General features: G+C 60.3%; 17 protein-coding genes. 10 read left to right on the top strand and 7 right to left on the bottom strand.

Going from position 1 to position 18474, the window contains the following annotated elements; translation table 11 throughout:
- Positions 1–56: 56 nt before the first annotated feature.
- Entirely contained in the window at positions 57–1154 is a 1098-nt protein-coding gene (locus KZJ38_RS17420) for a diguanylate cyclase domain-containing protein (protein ID WP_219797438.1), read from the top strand.
- Positions 1155–1391: 237 nt separating this feature from the next.
- Here the strand turns inward: KZJ38_RS17420 and KZJ38_RS17415 are convergent, their stop codons facing one another.
- The 3 genes from KZJ38_RS17415 to KZJ38_RS17405 all read right to left on the bottom strand — a co-directional run bounded on the left by KZJ38_RS17415 (position 1392) and on the right by KZJ38_RS17405 (position 4390).
- Positions 1392–2417, bottom strand: a complete 1026-nt coding sequence (locus KZJ38_RS17415; RefSeq protein ID WP_219797437.1) for a GlxA family transcriptional regulator — start codon at positions 2415–2417, stop codon at positions 1392–1394.
- Between the two features lie 218 nt (positions 2418–2635).
- Positions 2636–3535 (bottom strand): SDR family oxidoreductase, encoded by a 900-nt coding sequence (locus KZJ38_RS17410; protein ID WP_219797436.1) that lies wholly within the window; start codon positions 3533–3535, stop codon positions 2636–2638.
- Between the two features lie 111 nt (positions 3536–3646).
- Positions 3647–4390 carry an SDR family oxidoreductase gene (locus KZJ38_RS17405; RefSeq protein ID WP_219797435.1) on the bottom strand — a complete coding sequence of 248 codons (744 nt, stop codon included), beginning with the start codon at positions 4388–4390 and terminating at the stop codon, positions 3647–3649.
- Positions 4391–4537: 147 nt separating this feature from the next.
- Here KZJ38_RS17405 and KZJ38_RS17400 point away from each other — a divergent pair, with 147 nt between their 5' ends.
- The 3 genes from KZJ38_RS17400 to KZJ38_RS17390 all read left to right on the top strand — a co-directional run bounded on the left by KZJ38_RS17400 (position 4538) and on the right by KZJ38_RS17390 (position 7743).
- On the top strand, positions 4538–5443 hold the full coding sequence (locus KZJ38_RS17400; RefSeq protein WP_219797434.1) for a LysR family transcriptional regulator: 906 nt from the start codon (positions 4538–4540) through the stop codon (positions 5441–5443).
- Positions 5444–5602: 159 nt separating this feature from the next.
- Positions 5603–7198 carry an EAL domain-containing protein gene (locus KZJ38_RS17395; protein ID WP_219797433.1) on the top strand — a complete coding sequence of 532 codons (1596 nt, stop codon included), beginning with the start codon at positions 5603–5605 and terminating at the stop codon, positions 7196–7198.
- 275 nt (positions 7199–7473) lie between these two features.
- Entirely contained in the window at positions 7474–7743 is a 270-nt protein-coding gene (locus KZJ38_RS17390) for a hypothetical protein (protein ID WP_219797432.1), read from the top strand.
- Between the two features lie 19 nt (positions 7744–7762).
- On the opposite strand, the gene KZJ38_RS17385 is transcribed toward KZJ38_RS17390, so the two are convergent.
- Positions 7763–8896 (bottom strand): ABC transporter ATP-binding protein, encoded by a 1134-nt coding sequence (locus KZJ38_RS17385; RefSeq protein ID WP_219797431.1) that lies wholly within the window; start codon positions 8894–8896, stop codon positions 7763–7765.
- A gap of 233 nt (positions 8897–9129) precedes the next feature.
- Between KZJ38_RS17385 and KZJ38_RS17380 the strand changes: the two genes are divergently transcribed.
- From KZJ38_RS17380 to KZJ38_RS17355, 6 genes are all read left to right on the top strand, one after another.
- Positions 9130–10482 (top strand): ABC transporter substrate-binding protein, encoded by a 1353-nt coding sequence (locus KZJ38_RS17380; protein ID WP_219797430.1) that lies wholly within the window; start codon positions 9130–9132, stop codon positions 10480–10482.
- 24 nt (positions 10483–10506) lie between these two features.
- Positions 10507–11454 (top strand): carbohydrate ABC transporter permease, encoded by a 948-nt coding sequence (locus KZJ38_RS17375; RefSeq protein WP_246641525.1) that lies wholly within the window; start codon positions 10507–10509, stop codon positions 11452–11454.
- Complete coding sequence (locus KZJ38_RS17370; RefSeq protein WP_219797429.1) at positions 11451–12350, top strand: carbohydrate ABC transporter permease; 900 nt, start codon at positions 11451–11453, stop codon at positions 12348–12350. Before KZJ38_RS17375 ends, KZJ38_RS17370 begins: the two co-directional genes overlap by 4 nt.
- A gap of 65 nt (positions 12351–12415) precedes the next feature.
- Positions 12416–13396 (top strand): sugar-binding transcriptional regulator, encoded by a 981-nt coding sequence (locus tag KZJ38_RS17365; protein ID WP_219797428.1) that lies wholly within the window; start codon positions 12416–12418, stop codon positions 13394–13396.
- Positions 13397–13425: 29 nt separating this feature from the next.
- A complete protein-coding gene (locus KZJ38_RS17360) occupies positions 13426–14205 on the top strand; it encodes an SDR family oxidoreductase (protein WP_219797427.1) in 780 nt (259 codons plus the stop codon).
- Positions 14206–14236: 31 nt separating this feature from the next.
- The gene (locus tag KZJ38_RS17355; protein WP_219797426.1) at positions 14237–15271 is read left to right on the top strand and encodes an NAD(P)-dependent alcohol dehydrogenase; all 1035 of its coding nucleotides are present in this window, start codon (positions 14237–14239) and stop codon (positions 15269–15271) included.
- 220 nt (positions 15272–15491) lie between these two features.
- On the opposite strand, the gene KZJ38_RS17350 is transcribed toward KZJ38_RS17355, so the two are convergent.
- The 3 genes from KZJ38_RS17350 to KZJ38_RS17340 all read right to left on the bottom strand — a co-directional run bounded on the left by KZJ38_RS17350 (position 15492) and on the right by KZJ38_RS17340 (position 18254).
- Positions 15492–16547, bottom strand: coding sequence for a GlxA family transcriptional regulator (locus KZJ38_RS17350; protein WP_219797425.1), 1056 nt, complete (start codon positions 16545–16547; stop codon positions 15492–15494).
- A 134-nt stretch (positions 16548–16681) separates the two neighbouring features.
- On the bottom strand, positions 16682–17254 hold the full coding sequence (locus KZJ38_RS17345) for an OsmC family protein (RefSeq protein ID WP_219797424.1): 573 nt from the start codon (positions 17252–17254) through the stop codon (positions 16682–16684).
- A 64-nt stretch (positions 17255–17318) separates the two neighbouring features.
- Positions 17319–18254, bottom strand: a complete 936-nt coding sequence (locus tag KZJ38_RS17340) for a hypothetical protein (protein WP_219797423.1) — start codon at positions 18252–18254, stop codon at positions 17319–17321.
- Positions 18255–18474: the final 220 nt, after the last annotated feature.

The raw sequence follows: 18474 nt of genomic DNA, 5'->3' as shown, positions 1-18474 counted from the left end.
AAACCACAACCGAATACCGCACCACGCACGGAAAATCCAGTTAGACAGGTACACATATGGGAATGAATCACAACGGCTCACACGATCCGCGAGCCGTCGCCGACGAAGCCGATGCCGCCCTCGAAGCGGCACGCGCCACGCTCGACACGCCGCCCGCAGCGGACGTGCCCGCGATGGTGCTGCTCGTCGACGATCAGGCAATCGTCGCCGAAGCGGTCAGGCAGGCGCTCGCGGGCGAAGAAGGCATCGACTTTCACTACTGCGCGAAAGCCGAAGAGGCGATGAAGGCCGTGATCTACACGCGGCCGACCGTGATTCTGCAAGACCTCGTGATGCCGGGCGTCGACGGTCTCACGCTCGTGAAGGCTTACCGGAGCACGCCGGCCACGCGCGATGTGCCGATCATCGTACTGTCCGCGAAGGAAGAGCCGGTGATCAAGAGCGCCGCCTTTGCAGCCGGCGCGAATGACTATCTCGTGAAGCTGCCCGATCGGATCGAACTCGTCGCACGCGTGCGCTATCACTCGCGTTCGTTCGTGAACCTGCTGCAGCGAGATGAAGCGTATCGCGCGCTCAGACAATCGCAGCAGCAGTTGCTCGAAGCGAATCTCGAACTGCGCCGTCTCACGCATTCGGATGGTTTGACGGGGCTGTCGAACCGCCGCTATCTCGACGAATATCTGAGCGCCGAATGGCGGCGCAGCGCGCGCGAACATGCGGAAATCGCGATGTTGATGATCGACGTCGACAACTTCAAGCAGTACAACGATACGTATGGACATGTGGCCGGCGACGAAGTGCTCAAGCGCATCGCGACGACGGTCGAAAAGTGCCTCGGACGGGCGGGCGATATCGCCGCGCGCTATGGCGGCGAAGAGTTTCTCGTCGTGTTGCCGAGCACGGCGGCAGGCGGCGCCAGGCTGCTCGCGGAAAAGATCCGGCTCGAGATCGAAGCGCTTGCGTTGCCGCATCGCAACTCGTTGGCCGCGCAACATGTGACGGTCAGTATCGGCGGCGCGGCGACGGTGCCGACTGCCGGTTCGGCGATGACGTCGCTGATCGAGTCGGCCGACCGTGCGTTATACGAAGCAAAACGCAAAGGGCGAAACTGCGTTGTCATGCATGACGGAACCGAACAGGGCGCACGGGTATAAGAGGCGATTCGATTCGAGCCGATCGCATTGTTCTCTTTATCGACAACGGCGTCCTTTTCTCGCGAATGCGTAAACGCGACGTTAAAGAAAATCGCCTAAAGATAAATAAAAGCTAAAGAAACGCTAAAACAAGCCGCTAAGGCTCATCGCAACGCTAGCGCTAAACGCGCTATCCAAACGTCCAGCAGACCGCGCGCGATCGAAAACGACGCATCGACGCGGCTGTTTTCCAACGCTTCAGCCTATGCCGGCCGTCTCGGTCAGGCTCGATTCGTCATCGATCTCCGGCGGCTGCGCGCCCGCTTCTGGCGTGCCGAAATGCAGACGGTATTGCTGCGGCGTGATGCCAAGCCGGCGCTTGAATACCGCGCGCAGGTGGTGCGCATCGCGCAGCCCGCAGCGGTACGCGATCGTCTTCAACGGCGAGCAGCTGTTTTCGAGCATCACACGCGCTGCATCGATGCGTGCGCTTTCGACAAATTCGGCCGGCGTCGCGCGCGCATCGCGTGCGAATACGCGCGAGAAGTGGCGCATGCTCATTCTCGCGACCGACGCGAGCACCGAAATACTGAGGTCGTCCGCAAGGTGCGCGAGCACGTACTGCTGCACTTGAGCGATTGGCGAAGAGTCTTCCGCGTATGGCGTCAGATAGGGGCTGAATTGTGACTGGCCGCCCGCGCGCTGCAAGAACACGACCATGCGCTTTGCCACGCGTAAGGCGAGCTCGGGACCGTGGTCCTGTGCCAGCAGATACAGCGAGAGATCGATGCCCGCGGTGACGCCAGCTGACGTATAAAGCTCGCGGTCCTGCATAAAAATGCGGTCGGCCTCGACGCGCGCAGTCGGGCAGAGCGAGGACAGCATCGCTGCACTGCTCCAGTGCGTCGTGACGTTGCGCCCATCGAGCAGGCCCGCTCGCGCAAGTGTCAGGGTGCCGTTGCAGATAGCACCGAAGCGTTGTGAATGGCGGCTCGCTTCTCTTAGCCAGGCATGCACGTCGTCTTCGAGCGGCTTGCTGACAATACCCGGACCACCTGCAACGAGCAGCAGATCATGATGCGGATCCGCTTCGCTAAAGTGTTCGTCCGCGTGAATGCGCAAGCCGCTCGAACAGGGCAACGCACCGCGTTCGGTAGAGATCAGCTTGAGCCGGTACTGCGATTCTGACGGAAGGAAAACGTTCGCTTCCGAAAAGACGTCGGTCGGGCCGAATACGTCGAGGGCCTGTACGCCCGGAAAAATAAGAAGTGCAATGCTGCGCATCTGTCGAAGTAGCGAGTGAGGGACGTGTGGACATACGCCAAAGTGCGACATCCGGATCTGATATCAAAATCAGTTTGGACTATATGCTAATTTGGAGAAGCGTGTTATCGACCCTTGCACTTTGCATCGTTAAACAAACTCGAATGCTACGCATAAGCGCTGAAACAGCGGCACGTATCGCACGAACCGCTGCTAAGCGCCACATCTTATTCGGACATTTATGCAGTCATTTTCGGCTTAAGCAGGTCCGACATGCCTACGCGATGCAGCATCTCTGCGCGCACACGATCGACAACGGTGAACCCAACTTCTGCACCGTCTTCGGTTGGGTCGATATACACACGGAATGACCGCTTGCCGAATGGCGCATTTACGACGCTAACGATTGCGTCGGCCACGAGGCTTGCATCCGCATCGGGCGGCACGATCGCGCTGAAGGCCTGCTGGATCTGCTCGCCGAAGCCTGCATAAGGACCTGCCTCGTATTCGGCAGAACGCGCCTCGTCAGCCGGCTTCTCGGTATGGGCAAAGTGATTGGTGCCGCTCGTAAAGGCCCCAGGCACGATGATCGATGTCTCGATACCCCAGCGCGACAACTCGCGTGCATATTGCACGGCGATCGCATCCATCGCGGCCTTCGCTGCAAAGTACGGCGCGAGATACGGCGGCGTGCCGCCGGCTGTGCTGCTGCTCGATACCCACACAAGCAGACCCTTGCCCTGGCTGCGCATATGCGGCAGCACCGCGCGGTTCACGCGTTGCGTGCTAAGCACGTTCACGTCATAAAGTTGTCCGTACTGTTCAGGCGTGAAGGCTTCGGCGGGTCCAAACGCCATGTGTCCTGCGTTGTGCATCAATACGTCGATGCGGCCGGCTTGCGCGACGATCTGCTCGACTGCGGCATCGATCGACGGCTGCGATTGCACGTCGAGCTCGATCGTGCGCAGATCCGCGTGGTGCGCCTTCGCGAACTCCGTCATTTGCGTGACGACCGGTGCATTGCGGCCAGTGGTATTGCGCATCGATGCATAGACCGTGTGCCCAGCCTTGGCAAGTGCTTCCGCAGTTAAACGGCCAAAGCCGCTTGAAGCACCGGTAATGAGGATAACTTTGCTCATGATGGTTCCTTTGCGCGCCAATGCGCGCTGAGATGTTCAGGGTTTTGCGTCGAACTGCTTTATTGACGTCGCTGTAGTAAACGATTCGCTTTGGATCCCGCAGCTTCGTGCTTAAATCGCGCCGCCGTTTGCGCGCAGCGTTTGTCCATTGACCCAACCGCCTGCAGGGCTTGCGAGAAATGCGACGGTGTTCGCCACATCTTCGGGCTTACCCAATCGTTCGAGCGGCGTCAGTTTGGTGAGGTGGTCGATAACCGACTGCGGCTTGCCTTCGAAGAAGAGATCCGTCGCGACCGGGCCGGGCGCCACGGTGTTCACGGTGATGTTGCGGCCGCGCATTTCCTTGCTCAGGATGTGCGTCATCGCTTCCACGCCGGCTTTCGTCGCCGCATAAACCGCATAGGTGGGTTGATAGAGGCCAACGACGCTCGACGACGTGTTGATGATGCGTCCGCCGTTGCGCAGACGCCGCGCCGCTTCGCGCAGCGTGTTGAATGTTCCCTTCAGGTTGATCGCCACCTGGCTGTCGAACAACCGATCGTCGCTATCGGCCATCGCAGCGAGGCGCATCACGCCGGCGTTGTTGACGAGCACGTCGACGCCGCCGAACGTCGCTTCCGCCGCGTCGAACATCCGCTTCACGGCGGCCGGATCGGTGACGTCGGCCTGCACGGTGGTCGCATGGCCGCCTGCCTTGTCGATTTGCGCGGCGAGCGCTTCCGCTTCGCGCGCATTGTTCGCGTAGTTGATCAGCACCATAAAGCCGTCGCGGGCGAGCTGCCGTGCAATGGCGGCGCCGATGCCGCGCGATGCGCCCGTAACGAGCGCGATTTTGGGGTGATTCGTTGTGTTCATGTCCGTTCTCCGGTATCTCGATTGCGGTCGCCGTTTCGCGTTGATTGATTGCGCTCGGCATGGAACGAACTATGTACTTTCCCGTAGCGGATATAATCGTCCGCAAATGACCAGCACTGTTTCTATCAGGGAAACAAAGGGGAAAGCGTGGACCGACTGGATGCGATGCGTCTCTACACGCGCATCGTCGAGCGCCGCAGCTTCACACTGGCGGCCAACGACATGGAAGTGCCGCGCTCGACGGTCACGAAGGTGATCCACCAGATGGAGCGGCGTCTCGGCGTGCGGCTCCTGCAGCGAACCACGCGCGTCGTGCGTCCGACGCTCGACGGCGAGGCGTATTACCGGCGCTGCCTCGCGATACTCGACGACATCGAGGACGCGGAAGGCGCGTTTAGCGGTGCGCTACCCACGGGCACGCTGCGCATCGAAGTGCAGGGCACGCTTGCGCGGCACTTTCTGATGCCGGGCCTCCCCGAGTTTTTCGCGCAGTACCCGCAGATCGAAATCGCGATGAGCGAGAGCGACCGCTGGGTCGATATCGTTCAGGAAGGCGTCGATTGCGTGCTCCGCTATGGGCACTTGCGCGACAGCGAACTCGTCGCGCGGCAGGTGGCGATGCTCGAACATGTGACTTGCGCGACGCCCGCGTATCTCGAGCAATACGGATTGCCAACGAACCTCGATGAGCTCGCGGCACACAGGATGGTCGGCATACGTTCGATCACGAGCGGCAACGTGAATCCGCTGCACTTCACCGTTGGCGCGACAACGCAAACGGTCGTGTTGCCCGCGGCGATCTCGGTCACCGGCACGGAGAGCTATCTGACTGCGATACGGCTTGGCCTGGGGCTCGCGCAGGTGCCGCGCTTTCATATCGAAGAAGATCTGAAAAGCGGTGCACTCGTGCCGTTGCTGGCCGATATGCCACCGCCGCCGATGCCCGTGTCGCTCGTGTACCAGCGTTCGCGGCAGTTGTCGCCGCGCGTGCGTGTCTTTATGGATTGGGCTGCGAAACGCTTCGAACAGGCGAACGCCGCGCCGCCTGACTAACTGGATTGAAGGTCGCGGCCAGGCAAAGCGCATTCGCCGCATTTGCCGTCCCATCTAACAGGTCATTGCCAATACGCGTCCTGATCTATCATCGTAAAAATTGGCCGTCACCGGCAGCGCGGCCCACGAACCGCTTACGATTCGCAGGATGGTCCTTCGATGAGCCGTCTTACCGTCACGTCTGCTTACATCGCGTTGACCTGCGTGGCCACCGTCGCGCCGGTGCTGACGAGCCTTTATGCGGCACGCGAGGATGCGCTCGCGAGAGCGCAGCGCGACCTGCATCAGTTCGCGGCAAAGGCGGTGATCCGTTCGGAACTCGTCAGCTACCAGGCGTTTGCCGCAATCGCGGATATCGCGCGCATACCGGGCAATGCCTGTTCTCCGGACAAAGCCGACGCGCTAAGACGCGTTGTTTTTAGCTACCGCTATGTGCAGGACGCCGGCGTATACGGCAACGGCATCTATCGTTGTTCCGCGTTGCTCGGCGACGTCTCCGCGCGAGCGCATCTGCTGCCTGCACCGGATTGGCGCAGCAAGGACGGCTTTCAGGTCTGGTTCCATCAAACCCTGCCGCTCGACGTCGCACGCGACACCATCGTGATCGGCCGCGGCGGCAACTATGTGACGCTCGACCCGCAGTCGTATGTGGACGTGATCGATCCGGCGGGCCGCTCGATCGCTGCCGTCAACGTCGATGTCGGCAAGGTGTTTGCCGTATCGTCAGGCGCCGACGCCGACGAGATGCTCAATGCGTGGCGGCGTGCCGGCGAGTTCGATGATCCGCACTGGCTCTATTCGGTTGCGCGTTCGTCGACGCGGCCGCTCGGCGTTGTCGCCAGATCGCCGCGGCCGCGGCTCTTCGGTCAATGGACGACGCTGCTCGCGGTATGGCTGTCAGCCGGCATTGTCGTCGGCGGCACGCTCGGGTGGCTTACGTTAAGGCTGTTGTCGCGCGAGCGCTCGTTGCCGGTGCTGCTCGAACGCGCGATAAGGCGCGAAGAAATCGATGTGCATTACCAGCCGGTGGTCAGGTTGCGCGACCGCGCATGCGTCGGTGTCGAAGCGCTTGCGAGATGGCAGCTCGACGGCCAGGTCATAGCGCCGGATGTGTTCGTGCCGATTGCCGAAGAACGCGCACTGCTTCAGCCGCTAACCGACCTTGTTCTCGACAAAGTGTTGCGTGAGCTCGGTGCGCATTTGCTGGCCGACTCTGCGTTTTATGTATCGATCAACGTCGGCAGCGCGGATCTGCAAACCGATCGCTTCCTGCATGTGCTACGTGCCCGGCTCACGGGCACGAATATCCACCCGCAACAGTTGCGCATCGAAGCCACCGAGCGCAGTTTTCTCGACGCCGAAGCGACCCGGCAAACTATTGCCGCGTTTCGCAGCGCGGGCCACCCCATTTATATCGACGACTTCGGAACCGGCTATTCGAGCCTCGCGTACCTGCAGAACTTTCGCGTGGATGTACTGAAGATCGATAAATCGTTTATCGACACGATCGCGCAGGAAGCCGCATCGAGTATCGTCGCGCCGCACATTATTGCCATGGCGCATGCGCTTGGCCTCGAGATTGTCGCGGAAGGAATCGAACACGAAGCGCAGGTTGACTATCTGCTGCTGCGCGGCGTGCAGTACGGACAAGGGTGGCTCTTCGCCAAGGCACTGACAGCGAGCGCACTGGCCGATTTCCTGCGCGTTCGAGCGGCGCGTACCGATGCGCCGCAGTCCCCTGTGACGATTGCGTGATCCTTGGGCGGCTCTCGCTTATCCCTTACGTTTTGTTTGACACCAAGGTCAATCGTTCGGTGGCGGGCGCAATTCGATCATCTGATCATTAAGAAATCTACGCAGATTGCTTACAGGTGCTGTAATTAATCTTTCCTCCATGTATCCGGTGCATGCTATAGGCGAGGGCCGGTTTTCGATGAACGCTTCGCTGCGTAAGCGCAGGCCGTCCTTATAAAATGAGGCAGGGCAGACCGCCCGCCGTTTCACGATCCTCTCTCGCGGATGTGCACACCATGACCGAGTCGCCGCTTCATATGACTGCGCCGCTTCTTTCCCGGAACGCCGCTGTCTGGTTTTCCGTCTATGGCTTTGGCTGGGGCTATCGCGCGTATGCGTTGCCTCATGACGCCGTGTGCGCACGTCTTGGCGCAAACGACACGAGCGAACATCAAATACGTGTTGCGTTCGAATTGGGAAAATGGCGCATTCTGCGCGCGGTCGAGCCGTCCACCGTCACGCCTTATGACGGCGAACGCATTGCGCTCGAACCGGAAAAACTATAAAGAGACTATTGTCACCGATTCAGTTCGCGCCGATCGTTTCCGTAATCGGCCGCATGCGCTCGAGCGCGCGGCCGTCTTCGCGAAACAGATGCACGTGCCGGATGCTGAAGCCCGCGTTGATGCGCTGCCCTTCGACGGCCGTCGATTCGCCGGAGCCTTTGACCTGAATCACGCGGTCGTCGGCCAGACGCACATGCAGCAGCGTCTCACTGCCCAGGTGCTCGATCACCATCACTTCGCCGGTGAGGCCGCTATCGATGTCGCCGCCAGCGGCCTCGACGAAATGTTCCGGGCGTATCCCCATCATCAGTTTTTGGCCGGCTTCGATGCCGTCGCCGGCGAACGGCACGGTCAGCGGCGTGCCCGGCGTATGGCCGGGCAGTTCGATCGTGACGCCCGCCGCCTCCACGCGTGCCACACGCACATCGAGGAAATTCATTTTCGGCGAGCCGATAAAGCCCGCGACAAACGCATTGTGCGGGTTGCGATAGAGCTCGAGCGGCGAGCCGATCTGTTCGACCTTGCCGTGATTGAGTACGACGATGCGATCGGCCATGGTCATGGCTTCGGTCTGATCGTGCGTGACATAGATCATCGTCGCGTTCAGCTGCTTGTGCAGCTTGATCAGCTCGAGCCGCATCTGCACGCGCAAGGCGGCGTCGAGATTGGACAGCGGTTCGTCGAACAGAAACACTTTCGGTTCGCGCACGATCGAGCGGCCGATCGCCACGCGCTGGCGCTGGCCGCCCGATAGCGCGCGCGGCCGGCGCTCGAGCAGCTGATTGATCTGCAGGATTTCCGCGGCGCGATGCACGCGTTCCTTGATCTCGGCTTCGGGCAATTTGATCATGCGCAGCCCGAACGCGATATTTTCGTACACCGACATATGCGGGTACAGCGCGTACGACTGAAACACCATCGCAACGCCGCGTGCCGACGGTTCGAGATCCGTGACGTCCTCGCCTTCGATCACCACCTGGCCTGAGTCGATGCGCTCGAGGCCCGCGATGCTGCGCAGCAGCGTCGACTTTCCACAGCCCGATGGCCCGACGAAAACGAGAAACTCGTGTTCGTTGACTTCGATATCGACACCCTTCAGCACCTCGGTGCCGGAGAACGTTTTGCGGATCTGCTGCAGATGAACGGCGCTCATACGTTGTCTCCTGATTTCGTATGCGATGCCTGTTACCGGATGCATGCGCAAGACCCGTTGTCCTTGTGCTGTCGCACCGCGTTGCAACATGCAGTGCTTGTCATTTTCTTCTTGACAACAGGTGTGCGCCAAAATATACATTTGTAAAACGCAAATTACAAGTGATACAAAGCCGAGGGAATCGAACGATTCGACGAAGCACAGTACGCGTAAAAACAACACCGGAGACAAGCATGAACAAACGCTTCTTGCAGCCCACCGCCATTGCGTTGACGATCGCAACGGCGTCGCTTTTCGCGGCCGCCAACGCACAGGCGTGGACCTTGAAGGAGGCCGCGCAGCCTTACTCGGGCACGACGATCAAGGCGATCTTTCTCGACCGTCCCGGCTATAAGGCCGCGGAAAAACTGATCCCGCAGTTCGAGAAGGAGACGGGCATCAACGTCAAGTGGGAAGTGATTCCGTACGAGAGCACCCGCGAGAAGGAAGTGCTCAATTTCGTTGGCGGCGGCGATATGGATGTCGTGCTCGTCGACGTCGTGTGGATTGGGGAATTCGCGAGCAACAAGTGGCTCGTGCCGATCAAGACCTTCACCGACAACCCGAAGCTCGCGGACCCGAAACTGAATCTGCCGGGCTTCTTCCCGATTTTGCTCGATTCGTTCGGCACGTGGGACAAAGTTACTTATGGCCTGCCATTCGATAACTACTCGGGCCTCATGTTCTACAACAAGTGCATGCTGAAGGACGCCGGTTTCAACGAGCCGCCGAAGACGTGGGACGAACTCCTGACCGCCTACGCGCCGAAGCTCACGAACGCGAGCAAAAACCAGTACGCGTTCGCGCTGCAATCGCGGCGCGGCGAAACGCAATCGGCCGATAGCTTTATGCGCGTGCTGTGGCCGAACGGCGGCTCGCTGCTCGACGCGAAATTCAAATCGAACCTGATGTCGCCGCAATCGCAGGCGGGCCTCGAATACCGGCAGAAGCTCATGAAGTACATGCCGCCGGGCATCGTCGATTTCGATCACGCGGAAGCGGTCAACGCGCTTGCGCAAGGGCAGGTCGCGATGATTACCGAATGGTCGGCGTTCTATCCGACATTGACGGATCCGAGCAAATCGAAGATCGGCAACTGCCTTGCCATCACGACCGAACCGCGCGGGCCGGCCGGTTTGAAGCCGGCGCTCGGCGGCTTCTCGCTTGCGGTCAACGCGAAGTCGAATGCGAAGAAGCAGGCCGCGTCGTGGCTGTTCATTCAGTGGATTACGTCCGAGGAAATGGCGAAGCCTTATCTCGAGGCGGGCGGTGTGCCGGCGCGCACGTCGCTCTATCAGGACAAGGCGATTCAGGACAAGTACCCGTTCGTGAAACCGATGGTGGAGTCGTGGCAGGGCGGCGTGCCTGACTACCGTCCGCGTTTCCCCGAGTGGCCTGCCATTTCCGAAGTGATCGGCGAGTGGGGCACGAAGATGATGCTGGGCCAGGTATCGGTAAAGGACGGCGCACAGACCATCGGTCAGAAAACCGAAGATATTCTCAACAAAGCCGGCTACTACAGCGGCAAGAAGCCGCTGCTGAAGTAACGGCGACGTGGAGAAGGAGCCCCGATGCTGAACGATGCGGTTCGACGGGAACAGGGGGCGGCGCGCGCGGCGCCGCGCGCCGCCCCTCGCGCGCGATTCCGTTTGCCCGGTTCGCCCGCTTTCTGGTTCCTGATTCCGGCGATCTTCACGCTGGCGGCGATCGGCATCTACCCGACACTGCTCGCGCTGTACAACTCGTTTCATCAGTACCAGCTCGCGAATCTCGGCTCGGGAACGCCGTTTATCTGGTTCGACAACTACATCGCGACGCTGACCGATCCGTCGTTCTGGGGCGCGCTCGGGCGCACGGTGCTATTCCTGTGCCTGACGCTGCCGATCGAAGTCGCACTGGGCCTTTTTGCTGCGCTGATGCTGCATCGCGTGGAGTTGCCGTGGATGCGCGCCGTCGCACGCGTGAGTCTCGTGATTCCGATGGCGACCACGTATGCGGTGGTCGGTTTGATCGGACGCCTGATCTTCAACCGGCAGTTCGGCGTGGCGAATTACTTCACGAGCCTTGTCGGCATACAACCGCTCGACTGGCTCGCCGATCCGACGCTCGCGTTTGTCTCGGTGATGATCATGGATATCTGGCAGTGGACGCCGTTCTGCGCGCTGATCATGCTGGCTGGTCTCGCGATGGTGCCGAAAGAGGCGGAGGAGGCCGCGCGGCTCGAAACGCCGAAGTGGAGCAAGATCCTGTGGCACTTGCAGCGGCCGTATCTGCTGCCGGGGCTTACCGCGATTCTGATTCTGCGCTCGGCCGACATGCTGAAGATGTTCGATGCGGTCTTCACGATGACGCGCGGCGGCCCGGGTACCGCGACTGAATTCATTAGCGTGTATATCCAGCGGGTCGGCTTCCGGCTGTTCGATCAGGGCATGGCGTCGGCGCAAGCGATCCTGCTGCTGATCCTGACCATCGTGCTGTCGCGCCTGTATATCCGCTTCGTGTATCGGGAGGCTACGTGAACGCCCCATCGACGCAACCTGCAAACGGCGCCGCGGCGCGCGCTACGGGTCTCACCGCGCGTGCGCGCCGTGCGCGTGCCGCGCGCCGCAACGCGACGGGCTGGCATTTCCTCGGCCTCGTCGTCGTATTTTTGTCATCGGTATTTCCGTTCTACTGGATGGTGAGCACGAGCCTCAAGAGTCAGGCCGACGCGCTCGCCTATCCGCCGTTATGGTTGTTTCATCCGACGTTCAAGCACTACACGGATGCGCTTTTCGAGCATCAGGTGGGCGCGAGCCTGATCAATTCGCTGATCGTCGCGAGCTGCACGACGGTCGCGTCGATTCTGCTCGGCACGCCGGCCGCCTATGCGCTCGCGCGCTATGAATTCCGCGGCAAGGAAGACCTGTGGTTCTGGTTTATCTCGAACCGCATGGTGAGTCCAGTCGTGCTGGCGGTGCCGTTCTTTCTGATCGCGACGAAGCTCGACCTCGTCGATACGCATCTCGTGCTGATCCTGCTTTACATCACGTTCTGCTTGCCGATCGTTATCTGGATCTGCACCGATCAGTTCCGCAATATTCCCGTCGAGCTCGACGAAGCAGCGCGCCTCGATGGCGCCTCGCCGTTGCGCATTTTCTGGCGCATCAATCTGCCGCTCGCGATGCCGGGCATTGTGGTGTCGGCGATCTTCGCGTTTATCTTTTCGTGGAACGACCTGCTGTATGCGCTCGTGCTGACGCGCACCGACGCGGTGACGTCGCCGGTTGCGGCAACGAGCTATATGAGCGGTTACGAGCTGCCGTGGGGCGAAATCATGGCGACGGGCACGCTGATCGTGCTGCCGATGGTCGTGTTCGCGCTGCTTGTGTCGGGGCGGCTCGTGCAAGGTCTCACGATGGGCGCGGTGAAGTGATGCGGTGGAGCGATCCGGTTCTGGTATAAGGGCCCCCGTCACTTTCATTCGAGGCGATATTCCCCATGAGTAAAACGGCCCCGCCCGTGATGATGCTTGAGTCCGACGGCGCGATCGATTCCGAAGAGGAGTTACAGGCGCGCGTCGCCTGGCATTACTACATCGGCAATATGACGCAGCAGGAAATCGCGCAGCGCATCGGCAGTAATCGCGTGCGCGTGAACCGGCTGCTGGCGGCGAGCCGCGAATCGGGCCTCGTGCAGATCACGATCAATAGCCGGATCGCGCCGTGCATTGCGCTTGAAGAACAGCTGGTCGAGCAATTCGAGCTCGAAGGGGCGGTGGTCGTGCCGACCGGCGCGAACGCGGAAGCGAATATGGCGGGGCTCGGCATCGGCGCGGCCGGCTATCTTGCAACACGCATCGAAGACGGCAGCACGATCGGCATCGGCTGGGGCCGCACGATTCGCGCGGTGCTGCGCGCGATGCCGCAGCGCGCGTACGGCGCCTTGAACGCGGTGTCGCTGCAAGGCGGGCTTTCGCATTGCCCGAGTATCAATACTTTCGACATCGTGTCCGATTTCGCGAATCTGTGTCATGCGGACGGTTATCTGTTCGCCGCTCCGATTTATGTAGGCAGTCAGAAAGCGCGCGACATGATCCTGCAGGAAGACGCGGTACGCGGCACGTACGAGCTTGCGCGGCATTCGGACCTTGCGCTGCTGACGTGCGGAGATCTGACCGAGTCGCTTGTCGTGACGTACGGCATCAGCAAGCCCGACGAATTGCGCATGCTGCGCAAGGCCGGCGCGGTCGGCGATCTGCTTGGCCACTTTATGGATGCGGACGGCGAGCCGATCGATCATCCGCTGAATCGACGCACGGTGGCGATTACGCTCGATGATCTGCGCAATATCGATCATGTCGTGCTTGTTTCGGGTGGTGCGAAGAAGTTTCATGTGACGCGCGCGGCGCTGCGCGGGCGGTATGCGTCGGTGCTGGTGACTGATGAGGAAACGGCGCGGCGTTTGTGCGATGAGCCTTGAGATGAACTGAAGAGACGGGAGCGACGATCATGTCCGATATCGATGCAAGCCGACCGGGCGAGCACGGTCAGCTCGATCGCAGCCGGGAATTCGCCGGCAAGACAGTGCTGATCACCGGCGCGGGCAAAGGAATCGGACGCACGACCGCGAAGCTGCTGGCGCAACGCGGCGCGCGCGTGATCGCGCTAAGCCGCGCGGCGGACGACTTGAATACGCTAAAGGAAGAGACCGGTTGTGAAACGCTATGCGTAGACCTGGCCGACGCAGCCGCAGCACTGGAAGCAGCACGCGCCGCGCAACCGGTCGATCTGCTGGTGAATTGCGCGGGCATGGTTGAGCTGCAGCCGTTTCTTGACACCACTGTCGAAGCATTCGACCGGACGATCGCCGTCAACTTGCGCGCCGCGTTGATTGTTTCGCAGCAGTGCGCGCGCAGCATGATCGAACGCGGCGTGAAAGGCGCGATTGTCAATGTGTCGAGCGTATCGGCTCAAATCGGCTTTCCGTTGCACGCGGCGTATTGCGCATCGAAATCAGGCCTCGACGGTTTGACACGCGTGATGGCAATCGAACTGGGCGAGCACGGCATACGCGTGAACGCGGTCAATCCAACCGTCACGATGACACCGATGGGCGAGAAAGCTTGGAGCGATCCGGCCAAATCGGGACCGGTGCTGGCGCGTATTCCGCTGCATCGTTTTGTGCAGCCGCTAGAGGTGGCGAACACGATTGCGTATCTGCTCTCCGACGAATCGAGCATGGTGAATGGTGTGAGCATGATCGTCGACGGCGGATTGCTAGTGGCTTGAAGCGGTTTACTTATCTTGCAAAGGAACGACGATGGAAGCTCTGGTTCTCGAAAGCGCGCAGCGCATCAGCTTGCGGCCGTTCAGTTTGCCGCAGGCGGTCGGACCGCGCGATGTCCGCATCCGCATCAACACGGTCGGCATTTGCGGCAGCGATATTCACTACTATCAGCATGGCCGCATCGGGCCGTTCGTGGTGACGGAGCCGATGGTGCTCGGGCACGAGGCGGCCGGTACGGTCGTGCAGGTCGGCGACGAAGTGACGAGCCTGAAACCGGGCGATCGCGTGTGTATGGAGCCGGGCGTGCCGGATACGGAGTCGCGCGCGTCGCGCGAGGGCATGTACAACCTCGATCCGAAAGTGCGCTTCTGGGCGACGCCGCCTGTGCACGGATGCCTTGCGCCGTTTGTCGTGCACCCGGCCGCGTTTACGTACAAGCTGCCCGATAACGTGAGTTTTGCGGAAGGCGCGATTGTCGAGCCGTTGTCGATCGGCTTGCAGGCGGCGAAGAAAGCGGCAATCAAGCCCGGCGATGTGGCGGTTGTGCTCGGCGCGGGCACGATCGGCATGATGTGTGCGCTTGGCGCGCTCGCGGGGGGATGCAGCCGCGCGATTGTTTGCGATCTGGTGCCGGAGAAGCTCGAGTTGATCGGGAACACGCCGGGCGTCACGACGGTGGACATTCGTAACACGTCTGTCAAGGATGTGGTGAACAGGCTCACCGACGGCTGGGGGGCGAATGTTGTGCTTGAAGCGAGCGGCAGCGCCAGGGCATTCGAGGGGATCATCGATCTGTTGTGCCCGGGCGGATGCCTGGTGCTGGTTGGCATGCCGCAGAATCCGGTGCCGCTCGATGTCGTCGCGTTGCAGATCAAGGAGGCGCGAGTCGAATCGGTGTTCCGTTATGCAAACATTTTCCCGCGTGCGATTCAGTTGATCGCGTCGGGGCGCATCGATGTGAAGCCGTTTATTTCGCGAACGTTCCCGTTTGCGGAGGGCATCAAGGCGTTTGAGGAAGCGGCGAGTGGGAAACCGACCGATGTGAAGGTGCAGATTTTGATGGAGTGAGCGTTTTGAGTTGGTTCGTTATTTGACGATGTCGGTGCGGCGCCGGCCGGTTGCTTGTTCACAAGATCTGGTTCAGTCGCTGGTCCGACATCGAAGGTCGTCGGCCTGGATTCGTCCGAGGTGGAGCAAGTTGGATGAGGATAGATTCAGGAGTTCGGCCGGTGGCTGCGGTGTCCGAATGAAGAGGAGGCGCCGATTGGCGCCTCCTCTAACATTGTTGCTACGCATTCCCTTGCTCGCCTCGCCTGAGCCCCGCACTGACCTCATCCGGCGTAAACATCTTCCGATACTCCGTCGGCGTCAGCCCCGTATTTCGCTTGAACAGTCGCCGAAAGAACGCCGTCTCCTTATATCCGACCTCGGTACTAATCTCATCGATCGACTTCGCGCTGGTTTCAAGCAGCCGCTTCGCATTTTCCATCCGCAACCTCTGAACATGCTCCATCAGCGTCACGCCAGTCGCCGCAAGGAATCGCCGCTTAAGCGAGCGCTCTGGAATGCCGGATTCGCGCGCCGCCGCCGCAACGGCCCCTTGGCACCGGAAATTCTTCTCCAGCCATCTTTCGCAGACCCGAACCACGGAGTCCGTATGATGACGGCGTCGCATCAGGTTCGTGTACGGAAGCTGCCCTTCGCCGTGCCACTTCAGCAGATACGCCTTGGCGATGTTGACCGCTTCCCCGGGACTGCAATGCCGCGCAATGATATGGATGGCCAGGTCATGCCACGACATGACGCCTCCCGCCGTGACAATGCGCCCCTCTGCATCGGCAAAGCAGATATTCGGTGTGGACTCGAATTTCACGCGCGGATATTCGCGCTGAAACAGTTCCTCATAGCCCCAGTGCGATGTCGCATGGCGCCCATTCAGCAATCCCGACTCGGCCAGCATGATCGACCCGGAGCAAGCCGAGTAAATGGACGTTCCCCGGCGATAACACGCACGCAGCCATTCCATCAGGTCGTCGTATCGCCCCTTGATCGAATCCTCGGGGCGTAGCCAGATCTCCGGCAAGATCACAATATCGGCGGAGGGATCGTCGTGGATCGATACGTCAGGCTTAACCGGAATGCTGTGTCTGCACAGGAACGATTCGGTTGAGCGCGCAACAATATGCGTGTCGAACAGCTTGCGCTCGTCGCCTGTGCCATTCATCACTTCCCAAAGGTTGCCCGTCACCGAAAGCACGTCGACCATGCCGTAGAGTGCCGACCCAGCCGTCTCGGGCACCGCAACAATCAAGGCGCTGACCGGACCGTTAGGGCGTTTCGCCATACGCTACTGCTCCGACAAAAGAAAAGCGCTCGCGCGCGAAGTGAGACTTTCGTCCAGACTCGACTTCGGCAGCGAGGTTCCCCCGGTCTTTAAAGAAGACGAAAAATATGAGGAAGCGACGGGATACTTACCCGCTATTCGACCACCAACGTCGGTTCCATCTGCACTGCGGTCGTGATGTTGTAAAAGTTGGGCGAGCTTGCCAACACCATCGCGTGAATCTCGCGCAACTGTTCCTTGCTGGCATCGGCTTGTATCGTGACGCGGCTCTTAAGCGATTCATAGCCTCGCGCGACATCTTTAGCGATTCCGAGGAAACCGCGCAAGTCGATGTCCCCCTCGGTGACGATTTCGAGCTTGCGGATGCTGATCCCATGAAGCGCGCAAACCGCGGCGTATCCGACCGTCATGCATGCGTTGAGCGCGGCGAGCAGGTACTCCTGCGGGTTCGCATAGGTGTTGGTGCCGCCGAGTTCGGCAGGCTCGTCGATGTCGATACTGAACGAGCGCGGCACCATCTTGCCGCCGATATCGAACGAATCGACCCTGGCCTGGCTGCGCGTGCCGCCTTGCCAGCGGCTGCTCACTCGCCAGTGCGTCATCCCCTGGCCGGGATTGGCCTTTATATCCTCAATCAGCGTTCGGACGTCGTCGGCGTTGATTCCGTTGACGACGTCGCCTTGCGTAGGGTGGCCTGAAACGGTCATGTTCAATTGTCTCCGTGATGAATGAAAAACGAACCGGCGGCGCACTTTGGCCGATAGCCAACGGCTACCGGAGTGTGTCGACCGCCGCGAAAAAACGCGCGCTTTGTTCGCGCGTCGTCAGGCGATTCAGCACGCTGACGAATTCGGCGTGGCTTGCGCCCGAAAAGATGTATTGGAATCGGTAGGCATGGAGGAACAGCGCCTGCAGCTTTTTTTCCTCTGTGTCGCTGAGCGCGCGTGTGCAGTTCAATTTGAAGTAGCTGCAATCCGCTGACGCCTGTCCCTGCACGACGCCGTCGACCGCCATGATCAGCTCGATCAGCTCGCCGACCGCAATATCGCGCGCCGCGTCGGTCGTCGTCGAATCGATGCGCGCCCATTCGAGTTCATCGAGAATGGCGTGCTGACTTTCCTCTCTCCAGTGGAAAAGAAAGATGTCCTTGAAGAGTGGCGACAGGCTGCCATCGGGTTCGATGCTTTGGCGGTAGTGAACCTGGGAAAACAGCTCGATAAGCAGCGTGAGCCCAAGCACCGCCCACGTGCTTTTGCTTAAAACCACCTTGCCGATCTCGTCTGCATTCCATGCAAACGAATAGCCCGGCGGCATGTCTTTGGCAATCAGCAATTCGACGCGACGAAACAATTCCTGATGCTTGAGCTCCTCGTCGCTGAAGCGGACCAGCGATTCGAGCGCGGTCTGATTGCCGAGCCAATGATCGTTGGTGATCTCGAGGATTTTCGCGTTGACGAAGCGTTCGACGAGGCGAAACATATTCGCGTAGGTGCGGCCTTGAATCTGGCTCAGGTACCGCTTGTCGTCCGCCGATAGCCAATCCACGTCAGCGAGAAGCGTCAAGCCGTCGGGCAGGAATTTTTGCGTGGTATCGAACGAGCGCGCACGGATAACGTCCTGATCGATGTCCCATCGCACGCGTTTGGAAGCCGCGATGCAGCGGCCATAACGATCTGCCTCAATGCTGGAAGTAGAAGCTGCTGTCATTTCGTCACCTTCAGGGTAGACCTAACGATGCGACGAAGTATGAAAGGGCGGCGATAGGGGCGTAAGGGGACGGTTTTACCAACAGCAGATCCGTTTCTGCCAACGCAGCAGGTGGCGAGGGGCGTGTTCCTTGCGTTAGCGGCTCGATGACCTGGAAGTCTCATCAACCTTGATCAGGACGCGCTTTTTCGCTTGTGCATCGGACGCTTCGCGTCCGTCC

The sequence above is a fragment of the Paraburkholderia edwinii genome (assembly GCF_019428685.1).
GTDB classification, from domain to species: domain Bacteria; phylum Pseudomonadota; class Gammaproteobacteria; order Burkholderiales; family Burkholderiaceae; genus Paraburkholderia; species Paraburkholderia edwinii.
Note: the sequence above shows the minus strand (reverse complement) of the source record. Positions and strands in the feature narration are given on the sequence as shown.

Bases quoted from the DNA above. Each gene is read 5' to 3' on its own strand.
- KZJ38_RS17420 (WP_219797438.1), top strand. From the start codon at position 57: ATGGGAATGAATCACAACGGCTCACACGATCCGCGAGCCGTCGCCGAC.
- KZJ38_RS17415 (WP_219797437.1), bottom strand. From the start codon at position 2,417: ATGCGCAGCATTGCACTTCTTATTTTTCCGGGCGTACAGGCCCTCGAC.
- KZJ38_RS17410 (WP_219797436.1), bottom strand. From the start codon at position 3,535: ATGAGCAAAGTTATCCTCATTACCGGTGCTTCAAGCGGCTTTGGCCGT.
- KZJ38_RS17405 (WP_219797435.1), bottom strand. From the start codon at position 4,390: ATGAACACAACGAATCACCCCAAAATCGCGCTCGTTACGGGCGCATCG.
- KZJ38_RS17395 (WP_219797433.1), top strand. From the start codon at position 5,603: ATGAGCCGTCTTACCGTCACGTCTGCTTACATCGCGTTGACCTGCGTG.
- KZJ38_RS17390 (WP_219797432.1), top strand. From the start codon at position 7,474: ATGACCGAGTCGCCGCTTCATATGACTGCGCCGCTTCTTTCCCGGAAC.
- KZJ38_RS17385 (WP_219797431.1), bottom strand. From the start codon at position 8,896: ATGAGCGCCGTTCATCTGCAGCAGATCCGCAAAACGTTCTCCGGCACC.
- KZJ38_RS17380 (WP_219797430.1), top strand. From the start codon at position 9,130: ATGAACAAACGCTTCTTGCAGCCCACCGCCATTGCGTTGACGATCGCA.
- KZJ38_RS17375 (WP_246641525.1), top strand. From the start codon at position 10,507: ATGCTGAACGATGCGGTTCGACGGGAACAGGGGGCGGCGCGCGCGGCG.
- KZJ38_RS17365 (WP_219797428.1), top strand. From the start codon at position 12,416: ATGAGTAAAACGGCCCCGCCCGTGATGATGCTTGAGTCCGACGGCGCG.
- KZJ38_RS17360 (WP_219797427.1), top strand. From the start codon at position 13,426: ATGTCCGATATCGATGCAAGCCGACCGGGCGAGCACGGTCAGCTCGAT.
- KZJ38_RS17355 (WP_219797426.1), top strand. From the start codon at position 14,237: ATGGAAGCTCTGGTTCTCGAAAGCGCGCAGCGCATCAGCTTGCGGCCG.
- KZJ38_RS17350 (WP_219797425.1), bottom strand. From the start codon at position 16,547: ATGGCGAAACGCCCTAACGGTCCGGTCAGCGCCTTGATTGTTGCGGTG.
- KZJ38_RS17345 (WP_219797424.1), bottom strand. From the start codon at position 17,254: ATGACCGTTTCAGGCCACCCTACGCAAGGCGACGTCGTCAACGGAATC.
- KZJ38_RS17340 (WP_219797423.1), bottom strand. From the start codon at position 18,254: ATGACAGCAGCTTCTACTTCCAGCATTGAGGCAGATCGTTATGGCCGC.